Origin of the sequence: Mycolicibacterium alvei, assembly GCF_010727325.1 — a bacterium.
GTDB classification, from domain to species: domain Bacteria; phylum Actinomycetota; class Actinomycetes; order Mycobacteriales; family Mycobacteriaceae; genus Mycobacterium; species Mycobacterium alvei.
Map to the genome: position 1 here is coordinate 5,002,433 of NZ_AP022565.1, position 19,247 is coordinate 5,021,679.

Sequence of the window (19,247 nt, forward strand, 5' to 3'; positions counted from 1 at the left end):
ACAGCGAGCCGACTTTTAGAAATGTGTGTACACGGGTTACAGTTACCGCATGGCACAGAAACCTGTCGCTAATGCGCTGACCCTGGAACTCGAGCCCGTCGTCGAGGCCGAGCTGCGTCGACACCTGGATACCGAGGATCTCTGGTACGCACACGATTACGTGCCGTTCGACCAGGGCGAGAACTTTGCGTTCCTCGGTGGCCAGGATTGGGATCCGTCGTCGGTGACGTTACCCAAGCACGTCACCGATGCCTTGGAGATCCTGCTGATCACCAAGGACAACCTGTCCGGTTATCACCGCGAGCTCGTCGAGCACTTCATCCTCGAGGAGAAGTGGGGCCGATTCCTGGGCCGCTGGACCGCCGAGGAGCACCTGCACGCCGTCGCGCTGCGCAACTACCTCGTCGTCACCCGCGAGATCGACCCGACGGCCAACGAGGACGTGCGCGTCGAGCACGTGATGAAGGGTTACCGCGCCGATCGCTACAGCCAGTTCGAGACGCTGGTGTTCATGGCGTTCTTCGAGCGTGCGCACGCGGTGTTCACCCGCAGCCTGCGGGGGCAGATCGCCGAGCCGGTGCTGGGCGCCATGATCGACCGCATCGTCCTCGACGAGGAGCGTCACGAGCTGTTCTTCGCCAACCTGGTCTCGCACCTGCTGGGGACCCATCGCGACGAGACCGTCGCGGCCATCGCCGCCCGCGCCCGCGAGCTCGATGTGATCGGCGCGGACATCGACGCATACCAGGACAAGGTCGCGCTGGTGGCCGAGACCGGCATCTTCGACAAGGCCGCGCTGGCGAAGGTCATCTCCGACCGGATCACCGCCTGGGGCCTGGCCGATGAAGCCGCGCTCCAGGAGTTCATCAACACGTAACGCGCCGGGCGTCATACCCCCGGCGCGCCAGCCAGCAACCCCGTCACCGCGGGAGTAGCGTCGAATCCGATGGCTAGCGACATGCTCTGCTGTCCGGACGGTACCGATCGGTTAGATCACGAGAGGACCGGCTCCGGTCCTGGTGCCGCAGTGTCCACCGAGCAACTCGTGTGGGGCCGCGCGGGTTCTAGGAGCGCCACGTGACTGATTCACCTGTCCGTACCTACGTGCTCGACACTTCCGTGTTGCTGTCCGATCCATGGGCATGCACCCGGTTCGCCGAGCATGAAGTGGTGGTCCCGCTGGTCGTGATCAGCGAGCTCGAGGCCAAACGGCATCACCACGAGCTGGGTTGGTTCGCCCGGCAGGCGCTGCGGATGTTCGATGATCTGCGGCTTGAGCATGGACGGCTGGATCAGCCGATTCCCGTTGGGGCAGAAGGCGGTACGCTGCAGGTCGAGCTGAATCACATCGACCCGTCGGTACTGCCTTCAGGTTTCCGCACCGACACCAACGACACCCGCATCCTGGCGTGCGCGGCCAATCTCGCCGCAGAGGGCAAGCACGTCACGTTGGTGAGCAAGGACATCCCGCTGCGCGTCAAGGCCGGTGCCGTGGGTCTGGCCGCCGACGAGTATCACGCGCAGGATGTCGTGGTGTCCGGCTGGACCGGTATGACCGAGTTGGACGTGGCTGCCGAGGAAATCGACACCTTGTTCGCCGACGGGGAGATCGACCTGGCCGAGGCCCGGGACCTGCCCTGCCACACCGGGATTCGGTTACTCGGCGGCAGCTCGTCAGCACTGGGTCGGGTCAATGCCGAGAAGCGGGTGCAGGTGGTCCGCGGTGATCGCGAAGTGTTCGGCCTCCGGGGAAGGTCAGCCGAACAGCGCGTCGCCCTCGATCTGCTGCTCGACGAATCCGTCGGCATCGTGTCGCTGGGCGGTAAGGCCGGCACCGGCAAATCCGCGCTCGCTCTGTGCGCGGGCCTGGAGGCCGTGCTGGAACGCCGAACTCAGCGCAAGGTCGTGGTGTTCCGTCCGCTGTATGCGGTCGGCGGACAGGATCTCGGCTACCTTCCCGGCAGCGAGAGCGAGAAGATGGGGCCGTGGGCCCAAGCCGTCTTCGACACCCTCGAAGGGCTGGCCAGCCCGGCGGTCCTCGACGAGGTGCTGTCCCGCGGGATGCTGGAAGTGCTTCCGTTGACCCACATTCGGGGCCGTTCGCTGCACGACTCGTTCGTCATCGTCGACGAGGCGCAGTCACTGGAGCGCAATGTGCTGCTGACCGTGCTGTCGCGGCTGGGCGCGGGATCGCGGGTGGTGCTGACCCACGACGTGGCACAGCGGGACAACCTGCGGGTCGGCCGCCACGACGGTGTCGCGGCAGTGATCGAGAGGCTCAAGGGCCATCCGCTGTTCGCCCACGTCACGTTGCAGCGCAGCGAACGCTCGCCGATCGCCGCGCTGGTCACCGAGATGCTGGAGGAGTTCAGCCCCGGCGCCCTGCCCTGAGTCCCGATCCGGAGTGATTTGGGTGCGTTCGGTACCCCCAGGCGTTACCGAACGCACCCAAATCGCAGGCCGGTAGGCTGCCGGAGTGGTGAGGCTTCCCAACAGCCAGGCGTGGCGGTGGACTGTGGTCGGCGTGCTCGCCGCCGTCGCGGTCCTGGTGGTGGGAGTGCTCACCGGCCACATCCGTCGCGACGATCCCGACCACGTGGACTGTGCGACCGAGAAGTGCATCGCACTGACCTTCGACGACGGGCCCGGCCCGTACACCGACCGGCTGCTGCAGATCCTCAAGGACAACGACGCCAAGGCCACGTTCTTCCTGATCGGGAACAAGGTGGCCGCCAACCCCGAGGGTGCGCGGCGCATCGCCGACGCGGGCATGGAGGTCGGCAGCCACACCTGGGAGCACCCCGACATGACGGGCATTCCGCCGGAGGAGATCCCGACGCAGTTCAGCAGGGCCAGTGACGCCATCGAGGCCGCGACGGGCCAACGGCCGAAGCTGGTGCGCACGGCAGGCGGGTTGATCAACGACCAGGTGCTCGCCGAGGCCGGCAAGCAGGGGTTGGCCGACATCAACTGGGACGTCATCCCGTTCGACTGGGCCAACGACGCCGACCTCGCCGCCTCCCGCTACATGCTGATGACGCAGATCAAACCGGGTGCTGTCGTACTTTTTCATGACACCTACTCGTCCACCGTGGATCTGGTGTACCAGTTCATCCCGGTGCTCAAGGCGAACGGCTACCACCTGGTGACCGTCAGCCACCTGCTCGGTGAACGTGAGCCCGGCACCAGTTACGGCAGCCGGGAGAATGGTCCGCCCGTGCCGCCGGCCGAGGCGCTCAAAGACATCCCGGCCGAGGAGATCCCGTCGTTGCCCGCGACACCGTCGCCGGCACCGATGCCGAATTTCCCGATCACCGACATCCCCGGCGCGAATTCGGGTGGCCCCAACAACGGGGCCTGACCAGTGAGACGCACATCGCGTCGGGTTGAGGACCAAAGACCCTAACCGACAGACCCGGGCACGACGAGGCTTGAAGCATGCCCGAGACGATGTTCGATTCTGCGACCCTCACCAATGCGGTGCAGTTGGCATCACGAGCACCTTCGCTGCACAACACCCAACCGTGGCGGCTCGTGGTCGAGGGCAACGACGTGCACCTGCACTTGGACCCCGGTCGCGTGGTGGCCGCGACCGATCGATCGTCGCGTGAGGCGATCATCAGCTGCGGGGTGCTGCTGGACCATCTGCGGGTCGCTATGGCCGCAGCCGGGTGGACCACCGGCGTCGACCGCTTCCCGAATCCGAATGATCCCGATCATCTGGCGACGTTGCAGTTCTCGCCGATGGACTTGGTCACCGATGCCCATCGCCGGCGCGCCGATGCGATTCTGGCCCGGCGTACCGACCGCCTGCCGATGGCGGGGTACGCGGGCTTCGATTCCTTCGAGGCTTTGTTGCGGGTGCGGTTGGCCGACGGCCCGGTGCATCTGGATGTGCTGGCCGAGGAGATGCGCGCCGACGTGGCCGAGGCAGCCGCGCTGACCGAGACGCTGCGTCTGTACGATTCCGCCTACCATTCCGAACTTGCTTGGTGGACAACACCCTTCGCGACCGAGGATGGCATTCCGCAGAGTGCCCTGATCTCGGCTGCGGAAAGTGAGCGGGTCGCGGTGGCACGAACCTTCCCGGTCACCTCACACTCCGATCGACGGCCCGCCGTCCGCGACGATTCAGCGACGCTGGTGGTGCTGTCCACCGACGGGTACAGCAGGGCAGATGCCCTCGATGCGGGCGAGGCGCTCTCGGCCGTGCTGCTCGAATGCACGCTGTCGGGTCTGAGTACCTGCCCGGTGAGCCACGTGACCGAGTTGCACGCCAGCCGCGACATCATCGGCACCCTGATCGGTCGTGATGCCTGCCCGCAGTTGCTGGTCCGGATCGGAATCGCTCCGACGCTCATCGAGACACCACCGCCGACACCGCGCCGCGGCGTCGATACCTTCCTGACCTTCGAATAGGAGACGACCATGACCGACACCCTGACCGCCCCCGCCCCCGCCCCCGCTGCTGCCGCCGTTCTGGTCGAAGCCGACGGTCGCGCCGCCAGCAACGACGCGCTGCACGCCGCGATCGAGGAGGCCGTGGGACGCGGCGCACCGCTGCGGGTGCTGACCACCTGGGGAGCCCGGCATCGCGAGATGTACGACGCGACCGCCGTCGCCGAGCGTGACCGGTTGTCGGCAGCGCAGCTGGAGCGGCGGTTGGCCCGCGCGCTGAAACGATCCCCTGCTCTCGACGTGCAGACCGTCGACGGCTACAGCAGCGCTGCGGATTATCTGACGGCACACCCGGAGTCGGCCCAGATGCTCGTGGTCGGCGCCGGCCACCCGGATACGCCCGGGTTGCAGGCCGCATTGGCTTCCTCGGGTTGCGCGGTGTTCACTTGCGATCGGCGCGACCGGCCTGTGACACTCGGGGGATGATCAGACTCTTTCTGGTCGACGACCATGAGGTGGTTCGCCGTGGGCTGATCGACCTGCTCAGCGCCGACCCGGAGCTGGACGTGATCGGCGAGGCCGATTCGGTGGCTCAGGCGCTGGCCCGGGTGCCGGCCCTCAACCCGGACGTCGCGGTGCTCGACGTCCGGCTGCCCGACGGCAACGGCATCGAGCTGTGTCGGGAACTGTTGTCGCGCATGCCCGATCTGCGCTGTCTGATGCTGACGTCGTTCACCTCGGACGAGGCGATGCTCGACGCGATCCTGGCCGGCGCCAGTGGTTACGTGGTCAAGGACATCAAAGGGATGGAGCTGGCCCAGGCGATCAAGGACGTCGGGGCCGGGAAGTCGCTGCTGGACAATCGTGCCGCCACGGCGCTGATGGCGAAACTGCGCAGTGATGCCGAGCGGGCCGACCCGTTGGCCGGGCTGACGCAGCAGGAGCGGGTGCTGCTGGATCTGCTGGGGGAAGGGCTGACCAACCGGCAGATCGCGGCCCGGATGTTCCTCGCCGAGAAGACCGTCAAGAACTACGTGTCGCGGTTGTTGGCCAAGCTGGGCATGGAACGTCGCACGCAGGCCGCGGTGTTCGCCTCGACCCTGGACCGTCCGCGTCAGTAGAGGCCAGGGTCTTTGGTCCCTGAGGGATAGGGCTTTCGGCCGTGGTGCCGCGATGTGCGCGGCGATAGCGTCGTCGCTATGGAAACCGGAATGTCTACGCGCAGTGCGCCGGTCGATGTTCTCTCCGAGCGGGAGAGTTGGGACCTGCTGGGCGGGGTGTCGCTGGGCCGCCTCGTCACCGCGGTCGATGACGAGGCGCACATCTTCCCGGTCAATTTCGCAGTGCAGAACCGCACCATCCTGTTCCGGACCGCGGCGGGGACCAAGCTGATCAGCGCGGCCATCAACAACCACGTGTTGTTCGAGGCCGACGATCACGACGCGGCCGAAGGCTGGAGTGTGATCGTGCGAGGCGTGGCCCGCACGCTGCGCACCGACGAGGAACTGGACGAAGCGGAGCGGGCGCAGTTACTGCCGTGGACTGCCACGGCCAAGACCCACTATGTACGGGTGTCACCGGTGCGGGTCACCGGCCGTCGGTTCCGGTTCGGACCCGAACCGGATGCGGAGTGAGGACCTGGGCGAGCTTGGTGCGCCGCGGCCGGTAGTGCCAGCATGGTGGACGTGACTGGTCACGGTGTGCAGCCCGACGATGAACAGCGAACTCCACCGTTGCGGAACACTCTCGCGCAGTTGCGCCTGCGCGAACTGCTCACCGAGGTCCAGGACCGGGTCGAGGAGATCATCACCGGCCGCGACCGGATCGACGGCCTGGTCGAGGCCATGCTCGCGGTGACCTCGGGTCTGGACCTCGAAGTCACGCTGAGCACCATCGTGCGGACCGCGATCGAACTGGTCGATGCCCGCTACGGCGCGCTGGGTGTCCGCGGCGACGACCATGAGCTGACGGAGTTCGTCTATCAGGGCATCGATGACGCCACCCGGGCCGTGATCGGGCACCTGCCCGAGGGGCGTGGTGTGCTCGGTGTGCTGATCGACGACCCGCAACCGATCCGCCTCGACGACATCCGCGAACATCCCGCGTCGGTCGGGTTCCCGCCCAACCATCCGCCGATGCGGACCTTTCTCGGTGTGCCCGTGCGGATCCGCGACGAGGTGTTCGGCAACCTCTACCTCACCGAGAAGACCAACGGGCAGCCGTTCAGCGAGGACGACGAGGTGCTGGTGGAGGCACTGGCTGCGGCCGCGGGCGTCGCGGTGGAGAACGCCCGGCTCTACCAGCTCTCCCGTGACCGGCAGGCCTGGATCGCGGCCACCCGCGACATCGGCACCGAACTGCTCGGCGGCACCGACCCGGCCAGGGTGTTCCGCATGGTGGCCGATGAGACCCTCAAACTGACCGGGGCCGACCGCATCGTGGTCGCGGTGCCCGGCAGCGAGGTACCCGCCGGTGAGGCCGACACCCTCGTTGTGGCCGCCACCGCGGGCCGCCCGACCTCGATCGACACGCTTCCGGTGGGCCCGCATTCAGCGGAGGGGGCGGTGAGCGCGGCGTTCCACGACGGCACACCGCACCGGCTCGACCGCCTCGAGCTGGACGACGCAGGCGGCCCGGCGCTGGTGCTGCCGCTGCGGGCGACCGACACCGTCGCCGGGGTACTGGTGGCCGTGCGCGCCGACGGCGCCCAGAGCTTCACCGCCGAGCAACTCGACATGGCCGCGGCGTTCGCCGACCAGGCCGCGGTGGCCTGGCAACTGGCCAGCTCGCAGCGCAGCGTGCGCGAGTTGGAGATCCTGGCCGATCGGGATCGCATCGCCCGGGACCTGCACGACCACGTGATCCAACGCCTGTTCGCGGTCGGACTGTCACTGCAGGGCACGATCCCGCGGGCGCATTCCCCCGAGGTGCAGCAGCGGCTCACCGCCACCGTGGACGATCTCCAGGCGGTGATCCAGGAGATCCGGACCGCGATCTTCGACCTGCACGGCGCCCAGGCCGGCGCGACGCGGTTACGGCAACGCCTCGACGAGGTGATCGCCCAGTTCGCCGACGCGCAGATACACACCGGCACCCGGTTCGTCGGCCCGCTGTCGGTGGTCGATTCGACGCTGGCAGACCATGCCGAGGCGGTGCTGCGTGAAGCGATCAGCAATGCCGTACGTCATTCGGGGGCAACCGAACTCGCCGTGTTCGTGGAGGTGGCCGACGACCTGTCCATCGAGGTGTCCGACAACGGCTGCGGGATTGCCGCCGAGGTCACCGAGAGCGGGCTGGGGAATCTGCGGGCCCGGGCGCTGAGTGCGGGCGGCCGGTTCACGATCACCGATCGGCCCGGCGGTGGGACCGTGTTGCGTTGGGCCGCACCGCTTCCCGAGTAGCGCAGATACAAAAGCGCCCCGAAACCTGGTGGTTTCGGGGCGCCTCTGCAATCACCGGGCGAAACTACTCGCCGCGCTTGACCTTCGCCATGGCCAGCACGTCGAGACGCTTGTCCAACTCGGCCTCCGACAGCTTGTCGCCGATCAGGCCGCGGTCGATCACGGTCTGGCGGATGGTCTTTTTCTCCTTGAGGGCCTGCTTGGCGACCTTGGCGGCCTCCTCGTAGCCGATCGCCGAGTTCAGCGGCGTCACGATCGACGGGGAGGACTCGGCCAGAGTGCGCAGATGATCCTCGTTGGCAACCAGGCCGTCGATGCACTTCTCGGCGAACAACCGAGACACGTTGGCCAGCAAGGTGAACGACTCGAGCACGTTGCGCGCCATCATCGGGATGTAGACGTTCAGCTCAAAGGCACCCGACAGGCCACCGACGGTGACTGCGGCGTCGTTGCCGATGACCTGCGCGGCCACCTGGGTAACCGCCTCGGGCAGAACGGGATTGACCTTGCCCGGCATGATCGAGCTGCCCGGCTGCAGGTCCGGCAGTGCGATCTCGCCGAGGCCGGTCAGCGGGCCCGAACCCATCCAGCGCACGTCGTTGGCGATCTTGGTCAGCGAGGCGGCGATGGTCTTGAGCGCGCCCGATGCCTCGACCAACCCGTCGCGGGCCGCCTGGGCCTCGAACGCGTCTGCGGCGGTGCGCAATTCGGCCAGACCGGTCTGGTTGACCAGCACGTCGACCACCTTGGGTCCGAAACCGTCGGGGGCGTTGAGCCCGGTGCCCACGGCGGTACCGCCGATGGCGAGCTCGCCCAGGCGGGGCAGCGTGGCCTTCACTCTTTCGATGCCGGCCTCGATCTGACGGGCGTAGCCACCGAACTCCTGGCCCAGCGTCACCGGGACGGCGTCCATCAGGTGGGTGCGTCCCGACTTGACCACGGTCTTCCACTGCTTGGCCTTGGCGGCCAGCGACTCGTGGAGCACCTCGAGTGCCGGAATCAGGTGGCGCACAGCGGCTTCGGTGGCCGCGATGTGAGTGGCGGTCGGGAACGTGTCATTGGAGCTCTGCGACATGTTCACGTCGTCGTTGGGGTGGACCGTCACGCCGTTGCGGGCGGCGATCGAGGCGATCACCTCGTTGGCGTTCATGTTCGAGCTGGTGCCCGAGCCGGTCTGGAACACATCGATCGGGAACTGGTCGTCGTGCAGGCCGTCGGCGATCTCGCCGGCCGCGGCGATGATGGCGTCGGCCTTCTCGGCGGCCAGCAGGCCCAGGTCCTTGTTGACCTGCGCGCAGGCCGCCTTCAGCAGGCCCAGCGCGCGGATCTGGGTGCGCTCCAGCCCGCGGAAGGAGATCGGGAAGTTCTCCACGGCGCGCTGGGTCTGCGCCCGCCACAGGGCGTTGACCGGCACCCGGACCTCGCCCATGGTGTCGTGCTCGATGCGGTATTCGACGTCGGTGTCGGAGCTCATGCTGACCTTTCTGACCAGTTACGGGAGCGGGTAGGCGGCGGTCTTGTCGCCGGTGAAATCGATGGCGGAGTACTCGTTGAGTTTGGTCAGCCGGTGGTAGGCCTCGATCATCCGGACGGTGCCGGACTTGGATCGCATCACGATGGACTGGGTGGTGCACCCGCCGGGGTAGTACTGCACGCCCTTGAGCAGGTCACCGTCGGTGACGCCGGTGGCGCAGAAGAAGACGTTGTCACCCGAGACCAGGTCGTCGGTCGACAGCACCTGGTCCAGGTCGTAGCCGGCGTCGATGGCCTTCTGGCGTTCGGCGTCGTCGGTGGGGGCCAGCTGGGCCTGGATCGCACCACCCATGCAGCGGATCGCGGCCGCGGCGATGATGCCCTCGGGGGTGCCGCCGATACCGGCCAGGATGTCGGTGCCCGAGTTGGGCCGACAGGCCGAGATCGCGCCTGCGACGTCGCCGTCGGTGATCAGCCTGATGCGGGCGCCGGCGGCGCGGGCATCGTCGATCAGCTGGGTGTGGCGCGGCCGGTCCAGGATGCACACGGTCAGATCGCTCACCGAGGCGCCACGCGCCTTGGCCACCCGGCGGATGTTCTCGCCGATCGGGGCGGTGATGTCGATGGCGTCGGCGCATTCGGGGCCGACGGCGATCTTGTTCATGTAGAACACCGCCGACGGGTCGAACATCGCGCCGCGCTCGGCGACGGCCAGCACCGAGATGGCATTGGGCATGCCCTTGCTCATCAGTGTGGTGCCGTCGACCGGGTCGACGGCGAAGTCGCATTCGGGGCCGTCGCCGTTACCGACCTCTTCGCCGTTGAAGAGCATCGGGGCTTCGTCTTTCTCGCCCTCGCCGATCACCACGACACCGCGCATCGACACCGAGTTGACCAGCTCACGCATGGCGTCGACGGCAGCCCCGTCACCGCCCTCCTTGTCGCCGCGACCCACCCAGCGGCCCGCGGCCATGGCGCCGGCCTCGGTTACCCGGACGAGCTCAAGGGCAAGGTTGCGATCCGGGGCTTCCCCCCGCGTGGGACTCATGGCCCAGATTGTCCCAGAACGGGCCGCGGGTTTGGGAGCTGGGATACTGGCAGCCATGTCCGATCAGCCCACCGCCCAGCCGACGCCTGCCCCCAAACCGGCAAAGGCACGGTTACTGCAGGACGGCCGGGACATGTTCTGGTCGATGGTGCCGCTGGTGGTGGCCTGCGTCGTGTTGGCCGGGATGCTCGGAATGTGCTCATTTCAGGCGGCCGGACCCGGGGCGGGCCCGGCGCCGGAATTCGATGCGCCGGCTGCCCTGCAGGCCGACGCCGACGCGCTGAAGATCCCCATCCGGATGCCCCAGCTGCCCGAAGGCTGGCGGCCGAACTCCGGCAGCCGCCACGGCATCGACGGCGGTGTGACGTTGCCCGACGGGCAGCACGGCCGCGCGGTGTCCTCGCGTATCGGCTACCTGGCACCCAACGGGAAGTATCTGAGCCTGACCCAGAGCAATGCCGACGAGGCCGCGCTGGTGGCCTCGATCAAGCCGGATTCGTACCCGTCGGGTACTCAGAATGTCGACGGGGTGACCTGGGTGGTCTACGAGAGCAGCGACCCGGAACCGGTGTGGACGACGCGGCTGCGCGGGCCGGCGCAGGTCGCCATCACAGGTGCCGGTGGTACTGATGAGTACCGTACGCTGGCGAGTGCGACGCAGAAGCAGTCGCCGCTGCCGATGAAGCGGCCGTGACGCACTAACGGATGGAGCCCGTGTTGTCGTCGCCAGTTGCAGATCTCACCGGGTGGACGGTCACCCCCTTCACCGCCGCCGACCAGACCTACGACGTGTACCGCAAGGGCCAAGGCCCCGGTGTCGTCCTGATTCCCGAGATCCCCGGCCTGCATCCCGGCGTCCTCGCGCTGGGCAACCACCTGGTGGACAACGGCTTCACGGTGGCCGCGCCGTCACTGTTCGGCACCCCGGGTGCGGCGGCGGTGCGTCCGGGTGCCATCGGTGTCCTGGTGAAAGCGTGCGTGACACGGGAGTTTTCGGCATTCGCCACCAATGCCGACCGGCCCGTCGCGCACTACCTACGGGCACTGGCCCGCGACCTCAATGCCAATACCCCTGGTAAAGGTGTGGGCGTCATCGGGCAGTGCTTCACCGGTGGGTTCGCCCTCGCTGCCGCAGTGGACGACAGCGTGCTGGCCCCGGTGCTGAGCCAGCCGTCGGTGCCGATACCCCTCACGGCGGCGCAGAAGCGCGATCCGGGAATGTCGGAGGCCGAGCTCAAGATCATCGAACAGCGTGCCGCTGACGACGGCCTGTGCGCGCTGGCCCTGCGGTTCAGTCAGGACCGGATGGTGCCGGGGGAGCGGTTCGCCACCCTCAAGGCGCGGCTGGGCGATGCGTTCGAGGTCATCGAGATCGACTCGACAAAGGGCAATGCCGCCGGCATCCCGGCGTCAGCACATTCGGTGCTGACCGCCGAGGTGCGTGAGGTCGACGGGCATCCTGCGTATGAGGCGCGTAAGCGGGTGGTGGCGTTTCTCACCGCGCGACTGAGCGCGAATTAGCTGGAGGTGCGGCTGCCGGTTTCGGCCTCGGCCGTTTCGGATTCGGGCTCGGCCCGGGGTACGTCGGGCTTGCCGCCGAGCCGTTTCTGGAACCAGGCCCACAACCGCCGCCACGGGCTCTGTCCCGGCACGTCGGGTTCGTCGGTTTCGAGCTCGACGCCCTTGTAGACGGCCAGGTACACCATGACCGTGGTGGCGATGATAATCATCAGCACCGGCCCGATCACGATCCCGAAGAAGCCGAACATCGAGATGCCGGCGAACACCGCCAGCAGCATCAGGGCGGGGTCGAGCCGGGCCGCCTTGGGCACCAGCCACGGGCGCAGCAGATTGTCGATGTTGGTGACCACCAGCAGGTGGAACACCACGACGAAGATACCGCCGATGACGTTGCCGAAGAACATCATTCCGATGCCGAACGGAATGGTCACGATACCGCCGCCGAGCGGGATCACCGACAGCGCGGTCAACAGGATCGCGAAGACGAAGAATCCCTCGTGGAAGCCGGCGATGTAGATGGATATCGCGCCGGCCACGCCCTGGCAGAACGCGATCACGAACTGGCCCTTGACCGTTCCCTTCACCATGGCGCCGGTCTTGGCCAGGTACAGGTCGGTGATCTCCTCGCCGAGCGGGTTCAGCCGGCGGATCAGGGTGGCGATCTCATTCCTGTTGACCAGCATCGAGATGAACACGTACAGGAAGATGATCGACGAGGTGATCGCGCCGACCATGCCACCGACCGCGCCCTGCAGGATGCCGAGCAACCATTCGCCGAGGTGCTGAGCCAGCTTGACCACGGTGTCGCGCAACGAATCCGCGGTGAGGTGGATGTCGAGGAAGGGCACCCGTTGCAGCAGTGAGTTGACGAATTGCAGCGTCCGGTCGCCGAGCGTGCTGAGGTCGGTGTTGCCGATCCAGTTGCTGACCGTGTTGACCAATTGGGTGATCTGCACGATGGCCATGAACACCACGAGCGATATCGGGATGATCACCATGAGGATGGCGACCAACAGGGTCAGCGTGGCCGATAAGCCGGTGCCCAGACGGCGCTGAAACCGTTGGTACAGCGGGGTGAACAAGTAGGCGCCCACCGCGGCCATCACGATCAGGACGAAGAAGCCGCGCAGGAAGTAGGCCCCGAGCAACAGGGCCAGCACGGTGAAGACCGCCAACGCACGCTTCTGGGTGAGGGTGAACTCGTCTTTCATGGGTCCCTTCCCGCCGTTGGGCTGACCCTATCCTCATGCCGGGTGGCGCGCGGCCTGGCCGGCGCGTTGTGAGGCGACGAACTTGACGGACAGCCGCTGCATGAGGCCGGGCGCCAACCGGGCGAGCAGCCAGGAGGCATGAGCGCGACGGGGTTTGACCAGGATGGCCTTGTTGGCGGCGATGGCGCGCAGGGTGTCGGCGGCCAGTCGGTCGGCGTCGTAGGCGGTCTTGACCCCCTGGCCCTGCAGGAAGTAATCACGCCCGACGAATCCGCCGACCGCGCCTTTGTCCAGGATCGGCGTCTCGACCGCGGCCGGGCACACCGCCAGCACGCCCACACCGTGGGCCGCCGCCTCCGAGCGCAGGGCCAGGGACAACCCGACGACGGCATGCTTGGTCATCACATAGCTGGTGAGCTGGCCCGCGGCGGCCAAGCCGGCCATCGACGCGGTGTTGACGATGTGGCCGTGGCCCTGCCGGATCATCTGCGGATACGCGGCGGCGACACCGTGGACGACGCCGCGCACGTTGATGTCGATGATGGCGTTCCACTGGTCCAGCGTGAGCAGTTCGGTGTCGCCGCCCCAGACGATGCCCGCGTTGTTGAACATCAGATCGAGCTTTCCGGCCCGCTCCACGACGCCGTCGACCGCGGCCTGCACCGCGGCCGCATCGGTGACGTCGAGACGTGCCGACCGGGCGCCGAGAGGCGCAGCGGTCTGCGCGGCGGCACCTTCGTCGATGTCGGTGCAGAGCACCTCGGCGCCGGCGGCGACCAAGGCGCGGCACAGCGCTGCACCGATACCGGACCCGGCGCCGGTGACGATCGCCTGTTTACCGGCGAGCCTGCTCACCCCTGGGCCAGCTTCATGACATGGCCGAGGATGTCCGGATAGCGCTTGAGGTGCGCGCCGCCGTTGAGATCGAGCACCTCGCCGGTCAGCCACGATGCTTGCGGCGAACACAGGAACACCACCGCGGCAGCGATGTCCTCGGGGGTTCCGCTGCGGCCCAGCGCAGTGTTCTCGACGTACTCCTCGACGACTCCGGGGATCATCGCCGCGGGATCGGTCAGCGGGGTTTTCACGAATCCCGGCGCGATCGCGTTGACCCGGATACCGCGCGGGCCCATTTCCAGTGCGGCCACCTGCGTCAGCATCGACAGCCCGGCCTTGGCCGCGCAGTAGGCGCTCATGCCGGCCGCGGGCTGGCGTCCGTTCAGCGACGAAATCGACACCAGGACACCACCTTCGGGCAGGTTGCGGCCGGCGTGCTTGGCGACGATGAACCCGCCGTTGAGGCAGACGTCGACTACGGAGCGGAAGTCCTCGACCGCCAGGTCGGTGATCAGGCCGATATTGCTGAACCCCGCGCAGTTGAGCACGACATGAATAGAGCCGGCGCGGGTAACTTCAGCGAACAACTTCTGCACCGCGTCCTCGTCGGTGACGTCGACGTAGGCGCTGGTGTGCGGTGCACCGAGCTGGGCGGCCCGGGCCGCCGCGCCGTCGGCGTCACGGTCGGCGACAACGATGCGGCAGCCGTCGGCGGCCAGGGCCTGCGCGCTGGCCCAGCCGATCCCCGAGGCCCCGCCGATGACGATCGCTACGCGTTCGGTGGTCATGCCTGGTTCCCGTCCGGTCGGTGGTCGCCCCACTTCTTGTCGATGGCGTTCCACGGGTCGGCCAACTGTCCCGGATAGTCCTTGTAGGCGGACTTCGACCGCAGGAACGCGCGGATCAGGGGTGCCGCCAGTCCGATCGGGAAACGCTTCAACCCGGCGTTGGCCCTGGTGTCTGCCAAGAGCTGCGGCCACGAGTGGTGCTGGAATCCGAGCACTTCCTGCGCGCGGCTGGTGTCCATCCAGTCGGTCGCGAACCAGGCCGCGTCGTCATCGGGGTTGCCGGGCCGGCCGATCGGCAGGCCGCCCTTGATACCCATCGCAGCGGCCGCTTGCGAACCGACGGCGGACTGGATGTGACGGTGTGTTTCAGGGTCGCCGCCGATCAGCAGAACCTCGTGATTGGCGGTCTCGGTCGGGACCGTGGTGGCGGCGACGAACGCCGCCGCAACATCACGAACGTCGACGGTCTGCAGCCGCCCGTCGGCGGGCAGGACACTCTCGAACGAGATGAGGTCGACGTCGATGCCGAGGCTGAACTGCGAGCTCATCACGCCACCGAGACGAAGGATCAGCCAGTCCAGTTTCGAGGCCCGTACCAGGGCTTCGGCCTCGACCTTGTGCGCGCCGTAGATGTCGGAGGCGTTGGTCGGGGTGTCGGGGGTCAGTACGTCATCGATGTGGTGCGGGTTGCGGGCACCGTAAACCGCGATACTCGACGCCTGGACGAACCGGGGCGGGGTGGGTTGGGCCTCGGCAGCGCGGAGCAGTGCTGCGGTGGCCTCGACGTTGACCTTGCGGGCCAGCCCGCGGCGCATGTAGCAGAACGGCGGGATGATCGCGGCGAGGTGGATGATCGCCGCCGGGGCAACCGCGGTCACCAGTGCGTCGACGGCGGCAGAATCGGTCAGGTCGGCCCAGCGCACCTGTACGGCTGCCGGGAGTGCAGCGGCGGCCTTGCGGTTCGCCGGCACGTCGAGATCGGTCGCGACGACCGTGCGTCCGCCGGCGGCCAGGGTCTTCACGACGGCGGAGCCCACCAAACCGAACGCACCGGTAACCAAAACAGCCTCGGACATAGGCCTCCTTGCTAGAACGTGTTGCAACCCTAGCGAACATGGGTGTGGTGTGTGTCACCGCGATCCCGACGTCGGAGTGGGTTCATCGGAGGCCGTTCGCCCGCGGGTGTTCAGCAACCGGTACCTAGGCGTCGTACTGGGGCGGCATCCGGAAAGGCGAATGTTGCTGCGGTTGCCTCAAAAGCATTGATCAATGGCGCGGTCGCGGAGTACATGTGACCGGGGGCACATGCCACACCCCGGTGTGACGCATTTGCCGGAACGGTATTCGTTACCGGATTTGGAAATTTGCCCGAGACCTATGCAGGGTGTGGCTGTAGGTATCGACGAAAGTGAACCGATCGCAGGTGTTTGTGATGTACTCGGTTGCACGCGTCAGTAATTGGGGAGGTGCGTGATGTCCGAAGATGTCGTGACAGGGGTTAACGACAACGACTCCGGCGAAATTGCCGAAGACGTTGCTGTGGGATCCTCGGTGGTTGTTTATCCGGGGACTGATGACGAATTGCACGGCGTGGTCGTCGAAGATTTTGCCGACTTGGCCGGTACCGCGGTCGACGTCGCCGGTGAGCGAATCGCGCAACCGGCGCGGCGGTGGGCGGTCAACCTCGACGACGGCGGGCTGGTGTTCGTCGACGACGACAGCATTGCCCTTGCCGTGCAAGCGGCCTGACTCCAGGTAGCTTCACCGCACGCTCAGCGGAAGCTGACGTAACCGGCGCACCAACAGGCTGGGTTGCCATTCGGCGTCCCCGGCCGGCCGGAGGGTGTTGCCGGGGGACAGTAGGGCCGAGATCACGAGGCGGGCTTCGAGCCGGGCCAGTGCGGCCCCGAGGCAGAAGTGCCCGCCCTTGCCGAATGCCAAGTGATTCTTGACGTTCGGCCGATCCAGCCGGAACTCGTTCGGATCCTCGAATACCGCCGGATCCCGGTTGGCCGCACCCCACAGCAGCAGTAGGTGGCTACCCGCGGGCAGTGCGATACCTGCCAGTTCGGTATCGGCCAGGACGTGCCGATAGTGGCCCCGGAATGGGGACTCGAACCGCAATACCTCCTCCATGAACGGCGTGACCATCGCGGGATCCCGGCGCAGCCGTTCGGCGAGGTCGGGGCGTCGGCTCAGAATCCATGCCGCGCTGCCGATCAACGACGCGGTCGATTCGCCTCCCGCGCCCACCAGCTGGATCAACATGAACACCGCCGAGTCGCGGGACACGCGTTCGGCCGCGCAGTAGGCCACGAGGTCTCCGAGCAGGTTGTCTCCCGGGTTTGCCGACGCTGCACCGAACCGTTCGGTCAGATACCCGCCGAGCTCCACGGCCGCGATCCCCGACGCGGTCAGCTGTTCGGCGTCGACCAGCCCGTCCAGCAGCTGCGTGCTGGCATAGGCCCAGGTCACCAGTCGATCCACATCCGCTGCAGGCAGTCCGAGTAGATGCGCGACCACCAGCATGGGCAGTCGGTCCGCCAAGGTAGACATCCACTCGAATTCTCCGTTTGCCCCGGCCAGCAGGTCGGCGGTGATGGCAGCGATGAACGGTTCCAATTCGGCTATCCGCTTGGCGGCCATCCGGGGCAGCACCATCTTGCGGTGGGCGGCATGGGCCGGATCGTCGGCAGTGGCCAGCACGTGGATCGGGCCGCCCGGCTCGCCCATGCCGAACGGGGCGACCGTGCCATCGGGCTGAGACCACATGGTTGCGGTGAGATTCGACGAGAAGTCCTGGGTCCGTGCGGTGGCCTCGATCACGGCGTCGAACGATGTCACCACGAAGAACGGGGAGTCGCCGACCTGCGCCACCGGTCCCTGGACCCGCAACCGGTCGTAGAGCGGATACGGATCCTGCAGGCAGGCGGGCTCGAACAGTTCGTGTGCCAGGAGCATTGGGCCAGGTTGGCCGGTGAATCCGGGCCCGTCAATGAGGCCCGGACAGGTTGATACTCGCCTCCTGGGCTCCCTGGCGCCAGCTGTCTCAGGGCGGGGTGGTGACCTGCACGCCGGGTGAGATTTATCCGTGATTCCGTCTCACAGTGCGATAGAGTTTCAGCTATGTCTCCCGGGCGTGCGGACTGGCTGGTCGGGGGTGACCGGCGCATCGAGGCCGCCGAGCGCATCTATGCCGCGGCGGCCGAACTGGCCGCCCGCGACGGGTTCGACGCACTGGACATCGACGCGCTGGCGGCTCGGGTGCACTGCTCGCGTGCGACGGTCTATCGGCATGCCGGCGGCAAGGCGCAGATCCGCGACGCCGTGCTGGCTCGGTTGGCCGCTTCGATCGTGGGGGAGGTGCGACGAGCGGTCGACGGACTGACCGGCGCGCAACGGGTGCTGACGGCCATCACCGTGGCATTGCAACGCATTCGAGCCGATCCGATGTTCGGTCTGCTACTCGGCTCACTGCGCAGTGGGGGTGGGATGGCGGACCTGACGCAATCGCCGGTGCCTGCCGCGTTTGCCGCCGAACTCACCGGACTGGACGAGGATGACCCGGCGGCTGCGGCATGGATCGTGCGCCTGGTGCTGTCGTTGTTGGTCTGGCCCGGGCCCGACGAGGCTGCCGAGCAGCAGATACTGAGGCGCTTTGTCGCGCCGGCGTTCGGCTAGGGCCGTCTGATGCATCGAAAGCCGATGTGGCTCATGCCGGTATCCACCATCTGGGGCCGCCGGGCGGCCGGGCGGTACCGCAGGCAGTAGCTGTCGGCGCACAGGAACGAGCCACCTTTGATCACTCTGCGGCCGATCTGGAACTGCGGCTGGTTCGGGTCGTAGGTGTCAGCGGCACAGCAGGGCGTGGTGGCCCGGTCCTCGCCGTACCAGTCGGTGGTCCACTCCCAGACGTTGCCGGCCATGTCGAACAGGCCGTAACCGTTGGGCTCGAAGCTGCCCACCGGTTTCGTTGTGCCATAACCGGTATCGGGCAGGTAGGGGAACTCGCCATGCCAGTAGTTGGCCAGGCGTTGTGCCGGCGGCTCGGGCTCGTCGCCCCAGGTGTATACGGCCCCCGAGATCGCACCACGGGCCGCGGTCTCCCACTCCGCTTCGGTGGGCAGTTCCAGACCCGCCCAGTCCGCATACGCCTCGGCATCGTCAAAGGCGATGTGCACCACGGGATGTTGTTCGCGTCCCTTCAGTGACGAGCGGGGCCCGCGTGGGTGATTCCAGCACGCTCCCGGCGTCCACGCCCACCACTGGCTGATGTGCCGCAGGTCCACCGGACCCGCGGTGCGCTGGAACACCATCGAGCCGGGCGCCAGGTTCTCCGCCTGCGCGCCCGGGAAGTCGTCCGGGTTCACCGGCTGTTCGGCGACGGTGAGATATCCGGTGGAGTCCACGAATTGGGCGTAGTCGGCGTTGGTCACCTGATGGCGCTGGATCCAGAATCCCGCGGTCGAGATCTCACGCGCCGGTGCCTCCTCGGGGTAGTGCGCGTCCGACCCGAGGATCGTTGTCTGGGCCGGAATCCAGACCAGGTCGGTGGATGTCATGTGTCGAC

At 67.2% G+C, this 19,247-nt stretch carries 20 protein-coding genes; 12 read left to right on the forward strand and 8 right to left on the reverse strand.

Features of this window, described 5'->3' with window-relative positions; genetic code table 11:
* Window positions 1-49: 49 nt before the first annotated feature.
* From G6N44_RS23945 to G6N44_RS23980, 8 genes are all read left to right on the forward strand, one after another.
* A complete protein-coding gene (locus G6N44_RS23945) occupies window positions 50-877 on the forward strand; it encodes an acyl-ACP desaturase (protein ID WP_163668347.1) in 828 nt (275 codons plus the stop codon).
* A 200-nt stretch (window positions 878-1,077) separates the two neighbouring features.
* On the forward strand, window positions 1,078-2,391 hold the full coding sequence (locus tag G6N44_RS23950) for an RNA 5'-3' helicase PhoH2 (RefSeq protein ID WP_163668348.1): 1,314 nt from the start codon (window positions 1,078-1,080) through the stop codon (window positions 2,389-2,391).
* Window positions 2,392-2,476: 85 nt separating this feature from the next.
* A complete protein-coding gene (locus tag G6N44_RS23955; RefSeq protein ID WP_163668349.1) occupies window positions 2,477-3,361 on the forward strand; it encodes a polysaccharide deacetylase family protein in 885 nt (294 codons plus the stop codon).
* Between the two features lie 77 nt (window positions 3,362-3,438).
* On the forward strand, window positions 3,439-4,419 hold the full coding sequence (locus G6N44_RS23960; protein WP_163668350.1) for an Acg family FMN-binding oxidoreductase: 981 nt from the start codon (window positions 3,439-3,441) through the stop codon (window positions 4,417-4,419).
* A gap of 9 nt (window positions 4,420-4,428) precedes the next feature.
* Window positions 4,429-4,884, forward strand: coding sequence for a universal stress protein (locus G6N44_RS23965; RefSeq protein ID WP_163668351.1), 456 nt, complete (start codon window positions 4,429-4,431; stop codon window positions 4,882-4,884).
* Window positions 4,881-5,519 carry a hypoxia response regulator transcription factor DosR/DevR gene (dosR, locus tag G6N44_RS23970; RefSeq protein ID WP_163668352.1) on the forward strand — a complete coding sequence of 213 codons (639 nt, stop codon included), beginning with the start codon at window positions 4,881-4,883 and terminating at the stop codon, window positions 5,517-5,519. Before G6N44_RS23965 ends, dosR begins: the two co-directional genes overlap by 4 nt.
* 90 nt (window positions 5,520-5,609) lie before the next feature.
* Window positions 5,610-6,032, forward strand: coding sequence for a pyridoxamine 5'-phosphate oxidase family protein (locus tag G6N44_RS23975; RefSeq protein WP_163668353.1), 423 nt, complete (start codon window positions 5,610-5,612; stop codon window positions 6,030-6,032).
* A 42-nt stretch (window positions 6,033-6,074) separates the two neighbouring features.
* Complete coding sequence (locus G6N44_RS23980; RefSeq protein ID WP_163668354.1) at window positions 6,075-7,799, forward strand: GAF domain-containing sensor histidine kinase; 1,725 nt, start codon at window positions 6,075-6,077, stop codon at window positions 7,797-7,799.
* 64 nt (window positions 7,800-7,863) lie between these two features.
* Here G6N44_RS23980 and G6N44_RS23985 read toward each other — a convergent pair whose 3' ends face one another.
* On the reverse strand, window positions 7,864-9,273 hold the full coding sequence (locus tag G6N44_RS23985) for a class II fumarate hydratase (protein ID WP_163668355.1): 1,410 nt from the start codon (window positions 9,271-9,273) through the stop codon (window positions 7,864-7,866).
* An 18-nt stretch (window positions 9,274-9,291) separates the two neighbouring features.
* Window positions 9,292-10,320 (reverse strand): class II fructose-bisphosphatase, encoded by a 1,029-nt coding sequence (glpX, locus tag G6N44_RS23990; RefSeq protein WP_163668357.1) that lies wholly within the window; start codon window positions 10,318-10,320, stop codon window positions 9,292-9,294.
* A gap of 55 nt (window positions 10,321-10,375) precedes the next feature.
* On the opposite strand from glpX, the gene G6N44_RS23995 reads away from it, so the two are divergent.
* Together G6N44_RS23995 and G6N44_RS24000 are read left to right on the forward strand one after the other, a co-directional pair.
* Window positions 10,376-11,014 (forward strand): DUF4245 domain-containing protein, encoded by a 639-nt coding sequence (locus tag G6N44_RS23995; RefSeq protein ID WP_163668359.1) that lies wholly within the window; start codon window positions 10,376-10,378, stop codon window positions 11,012-11,014.
* Between the two features lie 23 nt (window positions 11,015-11,037).
* Complete coding sequence (locus G6N44_RS24000; protein WP_170309421.1) at window positions 11,038-11,841, forward strand: dienelactone hydrolase family protein; 804 nt, start codon at window positions 11,038-11,040, stop codon at window positions 11,839-11,841.
* On the opposite strand, the gene G6N44_RS24005 is transcribed toward G6N44_RS24000, so the two are convergent.
* From G6N44_RS24005 to G6N44_RS24020, 4 genes are read right to left on the reverse strand one after another with little or no spacing between them, the layout of a single operon-like run.
* Complete coding sequence (locus tag G6N44_RS24005; RefSeq protein ID WP_163668363.1) at window positions 11,838-13,052, reverse strand: AI-2E family transporter; 1,215 nt, start codon at window positions 13,050-13,052, stop codon at window positions 11,838-11,840. The two genes, G6N44_RS24000 and G6N44_RS24005, sit on opposite strands and share 4 nt — an antisense overlap.
* Window positions 13,053-13,085: 33 nt before the next feature.
* Window positions 13,086-13,907 carry an SDR family NAD(P)-dependent oxidoreductase gene (locus G6N44_RS24010; RefSeq protein ID WP_163668365.1) on the reverse strand — a complete coding sequence of 274 codons (822 nt, stop codon included), beginning with the start codon at window positions 13,905-13,907 and terminating at the stop codon, window positions 13,086-13,088.
* Window positions 13,904-14,677, reverse strand: coding sequence for an SDR family NAD(P)-dependent oxidoreductase (locus G6N44_RS24015; protein WP_163668367.1), 774 nt, complete (start codon window positions 14,675-14,677; stop codon window positions 13,904-13,906). The genes G6N44_RS24010 and G6N44_RS24015 overlap by 4 nt, the downstream gene beginning before the upstream one ends.
* Window positions 14,674-15,753: a cholesterol dehydrogenase/isomerase gene (locus G6N44_RS24020; RefSeq protein WP_163668369.1), complete on the reverse strand. Its 1,080-nt coding sequence runs from the start codon at window positions 15,751-15,753 to the stop codon at window positions 14,674-14,676. The genes G6N44_RS24015 and G6N44_RS24020 overlap by 4 nt, the downstream gene beginning before the upstream one ends.
* 397 nt (window positions 15,754-16,150) lie before the next feature.
* On the opposite strand from G6N44_RS24020, the gene G6N44_RS24025 reads away from it, so the two are divergent.
* Window positions 16,151-16,426, forward strand: a complete 276-nt coding sequence (locus G6N44_RS24025) for a hypothetical protein (protein ID WP_235682861.1) — start codon at window positions 16,151-16,153, stop codon at window positions 16,424-16,426.
* Between the two features lie 12 nt (window positions 16,427-16,438).
* On the opposite strand, the gene G6N44_RS24030 is transcribed toward G6N44_RS24025, so the two are convergent.
* Window positions 16,439-17,638: a cytochrome P450 gene (locus G6N44_RS24030; RefSeq protein WP_163668371.1), complete on the reverse strand. Its 1,200-nt coding sequence runs from the start codon at window positions 17,636-17,638 to the stop codon at window positions 16,439-16,441.
* A gap of 165 nt (window positions 17,639-17,803) precedes the next feature.
* On the opposite strand from G6N44_RS24030, the gene G6N44_RS24035 reads away from it, so the two are divergent.
* The gene (locus G6N44_RS24035; protein WP_163668373.1) at window positions 17,804-18,358 is read left to right on the forward strand and encodes a TetR/AcrR family transcriptional regulator; all 555 of its coding nucleotides are present in this window, start codon (window positions 17,804-17,806) and stop codon (window positions 18,356-18,358) included.
* Here G6N44_RS24035 and G6N44_RS24040 read toward each other — a convergent pair.
* Window positions 18,355-19,239: a formylglycine-generating enzyme family protein gene (locus tag G6N44_RS24040; protein ID WP_163668375.1), complete on the reverse strand. Its 885-nt coding sequence runs from the start codon at window positions 19,237-19,239 to the stop codon at window positions 18,355-18,357. The genes G6N44_RS24035 and G6N44_RS24040 overlap by 4 nt on opposite strands.
* Window positions 19,240-19,247 lie beyond the last annotated feature (8 nt).